Origin of the sequence: Capsulimonas sp. (genome assembly GCF_039929585.1) — a bacterium.
Lineage (GTDB): Bacteria > Armatimonadota > Armatimonadia > Armatimonadales > Capsulimonadaceae > Capsulimonas.
The window spans coordinates 1-13,581 of record NZ_JBDSQY010000014.1 but is presented as its reverse complement, the minus strand read 5'-3'; the positions used below and the strand labels follow the sequence as shown (position 1 = coordinate 13,581).

At 55.7% G+C, this 13,581-nt stretch carries 13 protein-coding genes; 4 read left to right on the top strand and 9 right to left on the bottom strand.

Annotated features, from left to right (window positions below; all coding sequences use genetic code 11):
• Positions 1-237: 237 nt before the first annotated feature.
• Positions 238-1,152: a helix-turn-helix transcriptional regulator gene (locus ABIZ35_RS00715; RefSeq protein ID WP_348217955.1), complete on the bottom strand. Its 915-nt coding sequence runs from the start codon at positions 1,150-1,152 to the stop codon at positions 238-240.
• Positions 1,153-1,225: 73 nt separating this feature from the next.
• The gene (locus ABIZ35_RS00710) at positions 1,226-1,672 is read right to left on the bottom strand and encodes a hypothetical protein (protein ID WP_348217954.1); all 447 of its coding nucleotides are present in this window, start codon (positions 1,670-1,672) and stop codon (positions 1,226-1,228) included.
• 121 nt (positions 1,673-1,793) lie between these two features.
• On the opposite strand from ABIZ35_RS00710, the gene ABIZ35_RS00705 reads away from it, so the two are divergent.
• Together ABIZ35_RS00705 and ABIZ35_RS00700 are read left to right on the top strand one after the other, a co-directional pair.
• Positions 1,794-3,590: a sigma-70 family RNA polymerase sigma factor gene (locus ABIZ35_RS00705; RefSeq protein ID WP_348217953.1), complete on the top strand. Its 1,797-nt coding sequence runs from the start codon at positions 1,794-1,796 to the stop codon at positions 3,588-3,590.
• Positions 3,591-3,866: 276 nt separating this feature from the next.
• A complete protein-coding gene (locus ABIZ35_RS00700; RefSeq protein WP_348217952.1) occupies positions 3,867-4,238 on the top strand; it encodes a hypothetical protein in 372 nt (123 codons plus the stop codon).
• Positions 4,239-4,297: 59 nt separating this feature from the next.
• On the opposite strand, the gene ABIZ35_RS00695 is transcribed toward ABIZ35_RS00700, so the two are convergent.
• The 3 genes from ABIZ35_RS00695 to ABIZ35_RS00685 form a co-directional block, all read right to left on the bottom strand.
• Positions 4,298-5,266 (bottom strand): hypothetical protein, encoded by a 969-nt coding sequence (locus tag ABIZ35_RS00695; protein WP_348217951.1) that lies wholly within the window; start codon positions 5,264-5,266, stop codon positions 4,298-4,300.
• A gap of 74 nt (positions 5,267-5,340) precedes the next feature.
• Complete coding sequence (locus ABIZ35_RS00690; RefSeq protein WP_348217950.1) at positions 5,341-6,087, bottom strand: LamG domain-containing protein; 747 nt, start codon at positions 6,085-6,087, stop codon at positions 5,341-5,343.
• Between the two features lie 50 nt (positions 6,088-6,137).
• Complete coding sequence (locus ABIZ35_RS00685) at positions 6,138-6,881, bottom strand: type II TA system antitoxin MqsA family protein (protein ID WP_348217949.1); 744 nt, start codon at positions 6,879-6,881, stop codon at positions 6,138-6,140.
• 187 nt (positions 6,882-7,068) lie between these two features.
• On the opposite strand from ABIZ35_RS00685, the gene ABIZ35_RS00680 reads away from it, so the two are divergent.
• Both ABIZ35_RS00680 and ABIZ35_RS00675 read left to right on the top strand, forming a co-directional pair.
• Positions 7,069-7,434 carry a PadR family transcriptional regulator gene (locus ABIZ35_RS00680; RefSeq protein WP_348217948.1) on the top strand — a complete coding sequence of 122 codons (366 nt, stop codon included), beginning with the start codon at positions 7,069-7,071 and terminating at the stop codon, positions 7,432-7,434.
• Entirely contained in the window at positions 7,431-8,015 is a 585-nt protein-coding gene (locus tag ABIZ35_RS00675; RefSeq protein ID WP_348217947.1) for a hypothetical protein, read from the top strand. The genes ABIZ35_RS00680 and ABIZ35_RS00675 overlap by 4 nt, the downstream gene beginning before the upstream one ends.
• 186 nt (positions 8,016-8,201) lie before the next feature.
• Here the strand turns inward: ABIZ35_RS00675 and ABIZ35_RS00670 are convergent, their stop codons facing one another.
• The 4 genes from ABIZ35_RS00670 to ABIZ35_RS00655 all read right to left on the bottom strand — a co-directional run.
• On the bottom strand, positions 8,202-9,191 hold the full coding sequence (locus tag ABIZ35_RS00670; RefSeq protein WP_348217946.1) for a hypothetical protein: 990 nt from the start codon (positions 9,189-9,191) through the stop codon (positions 8,202-8,204).
• Between the two features lies 1 nt (position 9,192).
• Complete coding sequence (locus tag ABIZ35_RS00665; protein WP_348217945.1) at positions 9,193-9,792, bottom strand: hypothetical protein; 600 nt, start codon at positions 9,790-9,792, stop codon at positions 9,193-9,195.
• Positions 9,793-10,169: 377 nt separating this feature from the next.
• The gene (locus tag ABIZ35_RS00660) at positions 10,170-13,391 is read right to left on the bottom strand and encodes a glycoside hydrolase family 15 protein (RefSeq protein WP_348217944.1); all 3,222 of its coding nucleotides are present in this window, start codon (positions 13,389-13,391) and stop codon (positions 10,170-10,172) included.
• A gap of 51 nt (positions 13,392-13,442) precedes the next feature.
• On the bottom strand, positions 13,443-13,581 hold a 139-nt coding region (locus tag ABIZ35_RS00655), incomplete at its 5' end, for a DUF4276 family protein (RefSeq protein WP_348217956.1).

Below are 13,581 nucleotides of genomic sequence, written 5' to 3'. Positions count from 1 at the left end.
TTCCGGAAGCGCTGCCAACAGCCGTCTGGATCAACCCGCCTGCCCAAAAGGAGGACGAAGAGTTAGGCGACGATCGGCGCGAAAAATAATGGACCAAGTTGTCTCAAACTATTGACACGTTCCGCTGGCGGAAGCCTTTGCAGCTTCATTGACTATAATTATACCTAGACAGCTCGGCTGCTCGGGTGAGCCGTTACGCGCCATACACACGCCGGCCGGTCGTGTGCATGGCGCCGATTACCAGATCGAGATTCCTATCTGCGTAAGCTGCTGGCGAGCGATCCAGCGCCGAAATATTCCGCGCTCCAAGCCTGCTTCGATCAATGACGTATAGGTAAATGTTTCCTCAGGTTCGCAGTCGCTATCTACCCAGGTGGCTTCCCAGAGATTATTCGTCTTGACGTGTTCGACGAAGGACGCATAGGTTGTGTAAAATCGATCCAGCCGCGCGATCATCTCCGCCACTGTGGGCGCCTGGGCGCCGCCGGGTTCTTCACGAGTGTACGGCCAGTCAATGGAGTTGAAAACTCGCTCGACCCACCAGCCCATGTCAATCATACGGTTGAGCATTTCACGCAGATTTTTGTCTGGCGCCGCCCAAGGAACCTGCTGGATCTGGCAAAAAACGTTGCATCCAGCTGAGCGTCTGTCAGGGTGAGAGCCGATTCCAGCAGCCCTCGCTTTGCTCGGTAGTCGTTGTCCAGCATTCGGTCCACAAGATCCATCGAATATTCTCCATGTTGCGGAAGCGTGCGCAATGTGTGCGTCGTAGTGGACGAAGCTTGCGCCATGCAGGTTGACCGCGCCGCCGTGCTGCTTGCGGAACTGGCTGGGAGAATTGCCATACGCGCGGCGAAATGCGCGGGAGAATCCTTCCAGGCTCACATAACCGGCGTCAAACGCGATTGTGCTCACGGGGGATAACGTATGGCGCAGATCGTGCGCGGCTCGCTCCAGACGCAGACGGCGCTGCAAGTCGCCGGGCGTTTCGCCCATCACTTGACGGAACACGCGCTGGAAGTGATAACGGCTGACGCACGCTTCCTCCGCCAAACCGCCAGCTGGTGATCCTGCGGCAAGCCGCCGCTCCATCAGCCGCATCATTTCTGCTCGGCGCCGCTCATAAGCAGCTTGTTTGTCGTTTTCGTCCACGCAGAGATTGTATCCGGGATGGAGAGGGATGTGGTTGACCGATATTGCTCGTTTAAAGGGAGAGAGGAAAGCTTTAGCCTCCTTCAAAGTACCTCCGGTAACCCGCGAGCTGAGATTGAGGGGAAAAGCCGTTAAAATCGCCTCCTCCTTCGCATTTGAGAATATATTCCAAAGCTTCTTTGGCGTTCTCCGAGTCGAGCGTTGAGAGATACGCTTTCGTTTCTTCCAGTCCGGCGCCGCAGAGAAACTGTACATCCAGATAACACGCCATATCCATACTGGTTTGCTTTGCGTCCCAAATACGCAGGACATCCTGCAAATCGCCATACGCGAAGAGCTGGACACAAGATAGCATCGCCAGATCGTCTTCACGCTGGCGTGGATCGCCTTTTCTCCCGACTGCAGAGTTGTAGTGGTTTCGCTCGATCTCCGCCTCTCGGTCCAAGATCGCGCGAATCTGAGGAAGATCGGCTTCCTTTGGGGTGAGGCCATAAAGCGCGAGGCTTTCTTCTGTTGTCATAATTGAAAAACTTTCGATGCAATGTGATTAAATTGACTCGCACGCCCATTATAACATAGCGTGATTGCGCGGTAACTTTCCTTCGCGTATATGGCTCCTTGAAATTGAGAGACGCGAGAGGGTGCAATTGGAAGAAGATTATCGAGAGTGGATTGTGCGCGCCCAGGATGAGGACGCGGATTTGAAAGAACGGCATCGGGCGTTCGCCGAGGTCGTGCGGCGGTTCCATGGAATGGCGTATGCTTATGCGCATGCGTATCTGGGGGATCGGCGCGAAGCTGAGGACGCCGCGCAGGAGGCGTTCGTGACCGTCTGGCTTCAGCTTTCAAAGCTGCGTGACGCCGCGACGTTTCCGGCCTGGCTGCGGCGCATCGTCGTGACCCAATGCTGCCGCCTTACGCGGCGGAAGCAGGTTGCGTCGGTTTCACTGGACCATGCGCTGCATGTTGTGTCGGATGAGTTTGAGCCGGCTCGCTTGTCGGAGCAGCGAACCTTCCGCGACGATGTGCATGCGGCGATTGCGGCGCTTGGCGAAAACGAACGGGTCGCCGTCACGATGTTTTATATCGGCGGCTACACCTATCAGGACATATCGGAGTTTTTGGACGTCCCGCTTTCCACGGTCAAGAAACGATTGTATACCGCTCGCGGTCATCTCCGAGAAAGGATGACCGAGATGATTGATGAGACATTCGCACAAGATCGAACACAGGCGGCGGACACGGTTCTGTCTGTGATCCAGTTCTTCCAGGCCCTCAAAGCCGGCGACGCCGTGGAGGCGGCGCGCTTATTGGACGAACGGCCGGAACTCCTAGCCGCTACAATGACCGATGGTTATGGCATCGAACGCCAATCCGCGCTGACGGCAGCGATCGGCGCTGGGAAACAATCCACGGTCGAGCTGCTCATCCAGCGCGGCGTGTCGGTCACCCTCACCGATGTCCATTCCGCCGCCATGCGCGGCTTCCGGGAGATCGCTCACCTATTAGTGAACGCGGGCGGCGTGCACGATACTCTCGACACCGCCCATCCCGGCGCCCATGAGTTCTTTCGCGCGGTTCACTCCGGCGATACTATTGGGATTAAAGACCAATTGGAAGCGCAGCCGGATCTTGCTGCGGAGCGGGATCGTCACGGTCGAACGGCTCTTCTGATTGCCGCCGCGAATGGTTACGCTGATATTGTGGAGCTTTTGCTCAGTCATGGCTCATCCGTGGACGCTGTCGATCTGAAAAACCAAAACGCTCTCAAGCATGCGGCGGCGAATGCGAACTGGTGTAACCAGGGACACACCGAGGTGATTGAATTGCTTGCGGCGTACGGTCCCGACTACGATCTCTTTACGGTCGCGGGCGCCGGAGTGCTTTCTCTGGTGACGAAGCTTGTCGAAACGCAGCCGCAATCAGTGAACGAGGAAAACGAACGTGGGGAGACGCCGCTCGAATGCGCCCTCATCGGTTTCTCCAAGGGCGCATCAAATGTGATCGAGTATTTGATGACGAAGAGTCCGATCATGAATATTTGGTTGGCGGCGCAATTCTGCGATGTTGAACGCGTCCGTCAGTTACTGGCTGAGAACCCGGAACTTGCTGATGCGCCACGCGGCGAAGGCCGAAGCAAGAGGCCCTTGCACTATGCCGCTCAAAATTGGCGACCGCAAGAGCAGGCCGCCGCCGTCGTCCATCTCTTGGCCCAGCACGGCGCGGACGTGAACGCCGTCGAGAGCAGCTTCGGCTGGACGCCTCTTCACACCTGCGCCGAATGGTGGAACGACACCCAGATCGCCGAAGCCCTCCTGGCGCACGGCGCCGAGATCAACGCCCGCTCTGCGCAGGGCTGGACGCCGCTGCGCTACGCCATTGCCTTAGGACGAGAAAAGATGGCGGTGTTTCTGCGTGAGCGCGGGGGAGAAGAATAGGAAGTGACTGATCCTTGTAAAAATCGATTGCCCTATTCTCCACAGCTGAAGCAATGGTCTAGTCAGGGGGAAGGCGGCTCAAGCCGACTGCCGGATTTCGGATTGTGGTGAACGCCTATCCTCATCCGACAGCCGGCTTCAGCTGGCTTACCCCTGATTAGACCACTGCTTCAGCTGTGGGACGGGAGTTCAGTCACCCCCGAAGAATAGGAAGGACAAAAGAGCGACCATGGAGAAACAATATGTGTTTTTAATACACTAACATGGAGAATGACAATGATGATGCGAATTCTCGTGACGGGATCGACTACTTGGAGCGACAAAGACCGCCTCAAGAGCATACTTGGCGGTTTCCCGCTTGGCGCCGTCTTTGTGACCGGAGACACTTCCGGTATTGACGCTCTGACGATGGAAGTCGGTGCGGAACTGGGCTTTCGCGTGGACGCCATGCGCAAGACATCCGGCGACGCCCAGCGTTATCCCCGCGCCTCTTGGAAAGGTCTCAATGAGCGCATGGTCGCCTCCGGCGTCACCCTCGTCCTGGCGTTTCATCCTGACCTTGGTGTGCCTGGCCGCGCTCGCGGCACACAGCACGCCATTGATCTCGCGACCGCCGCTGGGATCTCCGTCCAATCTTATACTCGCTAAGCCGCTAAACATCCCCGGGAATCTCAAATGGTTTCTGGGGATGTTTCCGTTTCGCGCCATTAGCGTTGGTCGGCGAATGGGTCGAAGGGCGGCGGTATCGAATCGGTCTTTCCCGTCTTCACAGGCGCTGGCGGCGGGGCAGGCTGCTGCTGTGGAGCCTGAGCATAATGGGGTGCGACCGGAGGATGGTATGGCGGCGCCGACTGCGGCGCCGGTGGCGCTTGTCCGTAAGGCGGCGGGTACTGAGGCGGGGGCTCGGCCTGACCGTAAGGAGGCGCATACCCGCCACTGTCTGGATAACTCTGGCCTGGGGAATACGGGATCGAGCCGAGACCCGGCTGGGCGGGAAGATCCTCCTGCACAGGGCCCCGACGGAACGGATTATCGTCGCCAATCCAAATCTGAATGCATCCGATGGTGAGAATGATCCCCATCGCGAGCATTCCCACTCCCTTCCAAATGTTCGGCCGGACGCCGTCTGCGATCACGACGGCGCCGCTGTCGACGGCTTCGGCTGTCTCATCCAGACGCCGGCGCAGGATCGTCTCGTCGGGATGGTCCGATTGAACCATTCCGGTGAAGTCCAGCTGACGGTATACCGGGGGCTTGGCGTAGATGTCCCGACGACCATTGGCGTCCGGCCGGCTGATTTCGGGGGCATTGGCCTCCGCCTCCTGCATCAGCGCCGAATTGGAAGTGCGGAAGAACGCATGCACCGGGGTTCCCGGCGCCTCATTCGGGGAGTGAAGCGCAATGTAAGTGTAGTCGGCGTGACTGCCATAGCCGGGCCGCCCGCCATCACCCATCAGGGTTGTGGACTGGCTCATGTCGAGATAGCCGCCGGTAACATGATACCAGCCGGAGGACGGAGGATCCTGCTCGAACTGGGCGACGGTGAGGGTTTTTGGACGCGGATTCGCGAGGCCGACATAAATGCCGTTCACACCCGCGACGAGAAAGAAAAGCGCTCCCAGCGGGATGAAGAACTTCCAGTATCGCAGGATAAAATAAATCGGCATAAACGGCATTGAAACTGTTCTCCTCGGAGTGATATCCGCATTTCAGCACAGCGAGTATACCATTACGCTTGTCCGCTCGTCGCCTACTTATTCGCGTCGTACAGCATCTTCACGCCGTCCGCGCCAAGCGCCTTGTTGTAAAAGTGCAGCTCGTCGATGTTGCCCTGGAACCAATCAGGATCTTCCCCTTCAACCGAGATTTCTCCCTTGTGACCGATGCACAGTCCCGACCCCGATTTCCCGATTTGCGTATTGGACGCCTCGGCCTCCAGCGCGCCATTCACATACGTCTTGAAGTTCCCATTGTCATAAGTCACCGCGACGTGATACCAGGTCCCCGGCACGATCACCGTCTTCGACTGCGCCACATCGTTCGCGTCGCGCCCTGAGTAGAAATGCCCCTGACGATCGATGATGATCCCGTAATCCCACGCCCCCTTGGTAGCGGCTTTCACGAACACAGCCTGATACGTCCCCACCGTCTCCGGACGCACCCACGCCGACACCGTAAACTGTCCCGCCGGATCGAGATCGAACACCGGCGCAAACGGCACGCCCGCATACGCCGACTTCCCATCCAGCTGAAAGCCCATCTTCGCCTTGCCCGGCGCATACTGCACCGTCGGCGACGGGTTCGCATTGTACTTGCCCACGACATCCTTGCCGTTCCCATCCCCCGGCCAGTAAGCGACAAGCCCCTCCTTCGGAACCGGCTTCGACTTGGCGCGCGGCGCGGCGACGGCGCTCGTGATCGGGATGAGCAAGGCGAACATCGCCGCGCCGGCGCGGAGTGGGAGCGAGGTTCGGAGGGAGCGATCAATGAAGGGCATAGCGTTTTCCTTTATGGGCTGGGTGGCGTTTTTCAAGATGGCTGCTTGGCTTAAGCCGCCGACTTCGCGGTAAATGACATGCGCAGCCCCATGGCGTCGAGTATCGTCTGGAGCGTGTGCAGTTCACGGCTTTCTTCTTCGGAAAGTACGCTGGTGAGGCTCTTGCTATCGATCGCTGCTTTGCGAGCGACAGTGGAGACACCGCCGTTTGCCGTGACGATGTCCCGTAGCGCCCGCAGGAGGGCGTGAGCGCTGTCGTGGGCGCTCTCGTCGAGGTACAACGCCGCCGTGACCGGGTCTTGCAGCTGATGCTCGAATGTTTCCACTGGCTCGCCGAGCAGCGTTCCCAGTGCGGCTTCCAGCTTCCGCTGCGCCGACGGAGACAGGCGGTCACGATTTTCGCTGTAGACCTGTTTCATGTTGCGCGGGTCTCGAATCAGGCGGAGCAGTTGATGATGCGCCTCATCGGGAATGCTGCCCTTTTCGTAACGATGGATCGTCACTTCCCCCAGGCCCAGCAGCGCCGAAAGACTGCGCTGGGTCATGTCATACATCTCACGCAGACGCACGATATCCGCCGGCGTCATCATCTCATGACGCGTTCTATAGATCTCAAACGCCTCCTGAAAGATCGCGCTGTCAAGCGCACGGTCAAAGACCCGCTCCCCGCAGGCGTCGCAAAGGCGCACCGCTCCATGAACGACAATCTCTTCGCCCTTGACGCGGCATATCTCATCGCGCTCGACGACGCGAGTCGCTTCGGATTCACACTGATTGCATTTGAATAGCTTCATTGATACCATGGAAATTGAATTAGTATCATATGATAACAGTAATAGGGTGGAATGTCAATGCGCGGCGATATTAATTGACATTTCACGGTATGCCAAAGCTACAAAATAAATTCTTTTTTATTTATTCGTAAAAGACGAAGAAATTAGGGTATATATTCTACTAACACGAAGATATACGAGGATGCCAATGACACAACGCGTCTTTTTAGGGGAATTCGAAGAAATCGTACTTTTGGCGGTCGCACGTCTTGCGCTGAATGCCTATGGTGTATCGGTCTGGCAGACAGTAGAGGAGAATTCACAGCGCACTGTATCAATTGGGTCAATTTATGCAACATTAGAGCGCCTGGAGCAAAAGGGCTTCATTAGCTCGCGGCAGGGGGAGTCTACTCCTGAACGAGGGGGTCGTGCAAAACGATACTTCCGGATCGAGGCCCCAGGAGATCAAGCTCTGAATGAAGCTCAAGCGATTCGCCAGCGATTGACTGGTGGACTACCCAATTGCCCACTTATCGCAATGTATGAGCTTTCAGTTATCGGAGGTCATGCGTGAAAGTAAAAAAGTTTAACATCAATGCTCATTTAAGCGTTATGTTAGTGATGTACGCGATTGCATGCGCAAGTGGCTTTGAGATTGTCTATCGAGCGATTGAGCGGGAGCATTCTCCAATTGTGTGGACCGTTATTACAACAATTGTCCTAGCTGTGCTTTTTTGGTTACCCGCTTCCCTCATGACCGATATCAGACGGGAGAGACGTCTCAGAGAAGCGATTGAACAACATCCCGTTCTTGCATTCATCTTTATCCTACTTAATGCTTTCCTTATGAGCAAGGGGCTTGCTATGCCGGAGGATAGCAAGATGACAAAGTGTGGGCTTCGTCTTCTGTCGATGCTTCAGGGTAAGGATGAATCGCAAGCGATGCTTGGAGATATTGAGGAATGCTACTTTATCCAGTTGGACACGATTGGCTTCACGGCTGCCCAAAAATGGCGTCGAGATGAGATTTGGAAGTCATTGCAACCCCTGTTAAAGCAAAGAGTTTGCTCCACCCTGCGCGGGGTTGTGAAATGGATCCTGCCATTGATTCTGCCAACTATTGCGGATCACTTTTTGAAACGTATTGGCTTCTAGCACAGCAATGCCTAACAAGAATAACAACATGGCAATAGAAGTAGGGCGCTAGCTTGAATCGAGTACATGCCCTTAATTCTAAAAGAAGATCTCGGAGTTCGGTCTAGAACATTCGCCGGATAGCGACGCCTAGCTTCGCATCTGACTTAGCTGCAAGCGTCACGTCAACTTTGATCATGCTCTTTTCTACGGTTTGTTTTCTGGTTCGAGTGGTAGCGGCGTTGCAAATAAGTCCATGGTTTCCTCTTCCTTGATACTTAAGAGCAGATAGGAAATACTAGGGACGAAAGTTGAATCTTGATGGCTGGTCGTAGTAACCTGTATTTTAGCCGTGACGGTGCTACTCAAGCGCATCGTTTTCAATTGTTTAGCAGCTTCTTCAGACGACCTACCGCTGATAGTGCCATTGGTTGTTTTTATGGTAAATCTACCGGTAACAATATTTCCTGCAATCAAAGTGCCTGAAATGTTTTCTTCTTCAATGGAAGATTTTAACAAATCAAGCCAATCATTCCGGTCCCGCGCTTCTTGAGTAGTCAGCCTCACTCCGTAAGGATCATCTTTTGTGCGAACAGAAATTATTGCTCCCTCTTTAGAAATTAAATTCATGAGTAGAGCATATTTAGATTTTACTTGTGTATCGCTTAGGATCTCAGAAGATGTGTCTACATCTATAGTCCCATCGAGAAGTTGACTTAGAATTCCTACTGGCGTTTGCGTCGGCTCAACAACCATTAAAGTGTTTGAAGATTCTTCCGTTGGTTCTGGCTCGGGAAGAATGAAGCTTGCCTCAAATGATCCAGGGCCAGTTGCGGCTAATACCAGACGATTGCCTGGAATTATATTCTTTTTTAACTCTCGACCTCTTGTTTGTGCAAGAGCAACTGAGTTTAAGCAATCTTGCAGAGCGACGAGGAGTTGTCCAAAAAATTTTCCATTTATCGCGTGATTGCGAACAGGATCTCCATCAACAGCCACTGCCAATGAATATTCAGATTCTGATAGCCTTGCCGCTTTAAGCTCTTCCTGTGTTTGTTGCTCAAAACACTGGATAGACTTTAACCCGAGAGAACTCGCGAAATCTAGCGTTCCATATGCTTCCACTTCTTCTTTGAGGCGAGTAATTTCAACAAGACGTTGCTCTAACTCATCAGTTCCCCTTTTATAGGTAGCCATGTTATTTTCTTGCCTCTTTGACATGTGGTACAAGCATTGGATTGCCTATCGTTATAGAAAGAACGCCTTTTCTTGGAGCATCCTCTGGATATGGTTGCTCTAACTCTCCGATTTGTCTTGTACTAGGAGGACTGTGTCGGCTAAAAATATCTCGGAAGTAAGCCCTTTGGCGTTCGAAAATATTATAGTAGGGATGACCGTAACCGCAGGCAGCCACAAGAAAAGTGTGTGTTCGATATTTAGCTTTCGTTCCTTCATGCGCATTCAAAAGATTCGCTATCCGTTGCTGGTCAATGGGTAGAAGTGCATTCAAAGTGTTATAATCAATGAACGTGACAATGTCGACATCGCCAGGCTCTAGCTCAACACTAAGGTCGGCAGGGTCTAACTTCCGAGTTGTGAAGGAGCCATCGATCCATTGAATAGCATTCACTCCTAAGGATTCTACCGTACTATGGAGCAAACAGAAACCATCGTAAATCGCTTGCCTCTCTAAAGAGGATGGGAACGGAGCAACTAGAAACGCATGTATCATCTCTTTGTTACAAGGGTAAATTCTCTCCGGCAAGTTCCCAAGAGAGTCGAATTTTGGTAATTTCATCTAATTGCCTGAGAGACCATTTTCCAGTATTTTTCGTGCTGAACCGCCATGGTTGCTCGCTAGTCAAACACCCGTTCAGCCATTATACAGGAAATCCGTTGTCAAGCATAGAAAAATTTTCATAATCCAAGTTGTATAGGGTAGATATTATACGCGAACACTTGTTCGTTTTTACGTATCATGGATTACTAAATGGAAACTCCCCGCTCATCCCTGGATACATTCGCTGTGCTTCTAACTCTTAATTCATCCCCCAATCTCAGCAACCAGTTTCAGCGTATGTTACACAGATGCAGGAGGCAAGCTAATAATCAATAATTCAACGTTTCACCGTCGCCTCCCAATACGCCGCCATTCTATCCATGTGTAGTCTCAACTCACACCGTGCTTGCCTGCGTTAGGAACTGTAGCGCTTTGACGACGGCGGCGGCGCAGGTTTGGGGGGAGGATTCGTAGAAGGAGGTCCAGGCTTCGGATTTGTCTTCGTCGTAGAAGCCTTCGCGGTCGGGGTGATTGTCGAGCCAAGCGAGGCGGACGGCGTGGCCGACGATGACGTCGGTGACGAGGTAGTCGTCGATTCGGAGCGTGGGCGTGCGCTCGACGAGGTGGCAGAGGGCGACCATTGTTTCGATGGTGACCTGTCGGAATTTGACGGCGTCCATTTTGTTGAGCAGGTGCTCGATGGTGAGCGCGAAGTTCTTTTCGCCGGGGGTCATCTCGGAGAGGATCCAGTCGCTGTCGATACGATTGCGCAGCTCTAGCTTGTCGCCGATGATCAGGCCGCGGCAGTGCTGGAAGAGGTTCCAGACGCGCGGATAGAAGCCTTCCGGGACGCGGTTCAGCGAGCCTTCTTTTTGGCGGTAACGAAGCCAGCCGCCGGCTGGGGTTTCCATACTCGCGTGCGTGTCGAGCGGGACGACGACGCCTTGCTGAAGCGGCAGCGACTCCTGACGCTGGAGGAGGCGCGCGGTGTCATCGTAGTCGCCCAGGACGTCGCGCAGGCGCTGCTGAATTTCGGATGGGCTCAGGTGCATCAGGAACTCATAGGCTTCTTCCTGGCGCATCGCGAGATCGTCGGCGAGCTCGCTTGTGATCAGAAGGATCAGATAGCCGACTCTTAATGTGAGCAGTCCCTGGAACAGCCGGGGCTCGGCCTTGATCAGGACGCCCAAATAGATCAGGATTTCCTGAGTGAGGATCCAGTCACGGATATCGGCGCCGCCGAACTCGCGGATCTTGTCCCGGATTTCGCTCGGCGGCAGCGGGTGGGAGATCAGCGAGGCGTCCGTGTACGATTTGCCGAACGTCAGCTGCTTTTGGCGGACTAAGATATCGGTCACGGCGTCCGCGAGCGCGACATCGGTTTTGTTGCACAGTCCCGCCGCGCGGCGAATGACGGCCCAGTAGGCGCGTCCACTCTCGCCCCGGGCCGCCTGGGAATAGACATCTTCCAGGAGGTCCAGAATACTGACGGTCTGCTCGCCGACGGTGAAGGTGAACGTGAGGCCGACGATCCGTACGAGGGTCTGAAGGATCTCCAGCTGTTCGTAGATGTTGCGGCTGCCCGGGAGCCGGGCGAGCAGCACGTCGGCGTCGTTTTCCTGTTCGATCCCCATCTCGTCCGTGCGAGACAGAGGGGCGCAGAGCGTGGGCTCGACTGTCAGAAGATAGTGGGCCGGCTGCGCGTCCCGCACCGGCGTGTGGGAAAACTCGAATTCATGGAGGTAGTCGATCCGCTCGACACCCGCCATTTGCCGCAATTCGCCGATCCGTCCCAATCGAATGGGGACGCCGCCGCATTCACCGTTGTGCATCTCCTGGATCAGGCCGAGCAGCGCGTCGCGCCCCGCCTCCATCAGCGTGCGCGTGAGCAGCAGCGTGATCGTGGGACGGCCCGGCTGACGCCAGTTGCGCTGGATATACGCCAGCTCGCTCTTGACGTGCGCGACTAAAAAGTATCGGTCCAGCATCAAGTAGAACTTCTGTGGATCGAGAAACGACGGCAGGAAGACCATCATCTGACCCCGGATCAGAAACAACTTGGACGTCGTGAGGCTGCGCAGACGTCGCACGGGACGCCCCGTGAGGCCCAGCTTATCGTTGCGGCCGATATAACTATAGGCGGCGGAAAGCTCCCCCGCGCGGCGGACCTGGATCGGCTCGATCTGCTGCGGTGTCTGCGTCGTCACGCCCTGCGCCTCCAGCTCGTTTTGCAGGGCCTCGTCCTCCGCCAGCAGCGCCACCTGAACCACCGGCTCGCGCGCGGCCCCGACACGCAGGCGGCGTCCCAGCGGATCGATCTCGCCCGCTTCCAGCAGGCCCTCATCCACCATCAGCGCCAGATAGTAGAGGCTCTGCGCCCAGACCAGCGGGACATTCGCGTTCGGCAGACGCTCCTGACTGTGCGGCTTCGCCCGTTCTGCGTCGATCTTCTCCGTGGGGACATAGTAAAGTTCCGGCAGCAGCTCCACGCCGTCCTGCGTGACCAGCACGCTCTTTAGGCGCGCCCGGTATTCTTCAATCGCCCCGGTGTCGCCGCGAAACAGCGCGTCCAGCATGAGATAAGTGTAGAACAGCGGCCACTCACACTCGATGTTCTCGAACTGCTTCAGCTCCCATGCTTCGTAGTAAAGTCGCTCACCGTCCTCAATCGTCGTCTGATGCCCGTCGCGCAAAAAGCGCTTACAGCCGTACTCGCCCTGCAATTGCTCGATCACCCGCCGCCGCGTCCGATGCGCCAGCTCCGCGTCCTCGACGGCGAACGCTGGAAACCCGACGATGCTTAGCAGCGCTCCGTCCACTTCCTTCGAACTCGACTCCCACGGCAGCAGCGATTCCAGCGTGATGCGCGACCGGGCGATTTCATCCGCCAGCACATGCAGCACCGACGCCTGCCCGCCGCGCACGCCGAACAGATCCAGCCCGTTCAGCGCCTCCAGCGCCGCCTTCGCCATCCCAATCGAGCTTGCGTTCAGCTCCGCGCCGCCATGGTTGATCTTCTCGCCGCGCTCCCAGATCCCAAAGTCCGGCGTCCGGTACGCCCGCCCAATATAATAAACCAGGTTCTGAACGAAGTTGACTTCATCGACGGTGTAAATAATCGAGAGGCCAGACGCCGTCATCTGCCCTAGCATCAGGAGCCACAGTGACGTCGCGTCCAGCTGCAAATGCCCCCATTCATGGTCCCCAACAACTGTGTTCCCTGTCCGTGTATCATACTTCGCATGCAGCGAATCGCTGGGCGACTGCGTGTGCTTGAACCGCTCCACCTTCGGCGCCTGCCGCATCATCGCCAGGAGCAGCCCCCGCATTACCTTGACGACCGATTGCTCCAGCTCATACGTCCGCCCCCGGTCCCAGTCCAGCTTCCGATACGCCAGCCCCAGCCCCCAAGCCGCCATGATACTATAGATATTGTCCCGCACCCACGCATCGGTATAGTCCCCATGCGCATTCACCGCCGTACTCGCCGGCAGCAGCCCCGAGATCGGGTCCTGCCGGCTCAGTATCACCTTCGTGACGAGCTGATAGTAGTGATCCAGCCGGCCCGCGAGCTGCGAAGCGTCGAGATATGATTGGGAGTGTGTTTGGTCATGCATAATGGAGAGCTTGTCTTCGTGGGGCTGTCAGCACAGAGATAAAAACAGAAATCAGAAATTTGTCCTGCGGCCCGGCCATTCTTCCAGTCGCTCCAGCCAGCTTCGGAAGTGTGGACATTGTTCGCGGATGGTATCCAATCCGATTTCCAATGCGGCGAGCGTACCATACAGAGGTTTCACATAGCCAGGC

Coding starts and splice junctions, on each gene's coding strand:
- ABIZ35_RS00710 (WP_348217954.1), bottom strand. CDS start 1,672: ATGACAACAGAAGAAAGCCTCGCGCTTTATGGCCTCACCCCAAAGGAA.
- ABIZ35_RS00700 (WP_348217952.1), top strand. CDS start 3,867: ATGATGATGCGAATTCTCGTGACGGGATCGACTACTTGGAGCGACAAA.
- ABIZ35_RS00695 (WP_348217951.1), bottom strand. CDS start 5,266: ATGCCGTTTATGCCGATTTATTTTATCCTGCGATACTGGAAGTTCTTC.
- ABIZ35_RS00690 (WP_348217950.1), bottom strand. CDS start 6,087: ATGCCCTTCATTGATCGCTCCCTCCGAACCTCGCTCCCACTCCGCGCC.
- ABIZ35_RS00685 (WP_348217949.1), bottom strand. CDS start 6,881: ATGAAGCTATTCAAATGCAATCAGTGTGAATCCGAAGCGACTCGCGTC.
- ABIZ35_RS00680 (WP_348217948.1), top strand. CDS start 7,069: ATGACACAACGCGTCTTTTTAGGGGAATTCGAAGAAATCGTACTTTTG.
- ABIZ35_RS00670 (WP_348217946.1), bottom strand. CDS start 9,191: ATGGCTACCTATAAAAGGGGAACTGATGAGTTAGAGCAACGTCTTGTT.
- ABIZ35_RS00665 (WP_348217945.1), bottom strand. CDS start 9,792: ATGAAATTACCAAAATTCGACTCTCTTGGGAACTTGCCGGAGAGAATT.
- ABIZ35_RS00660 (WP_348217944.1), bottom strand. CDS start 13,391: ATGCATGACCAAACACACTCCCAATCATATCTCGACGCTTCGCAGCTC.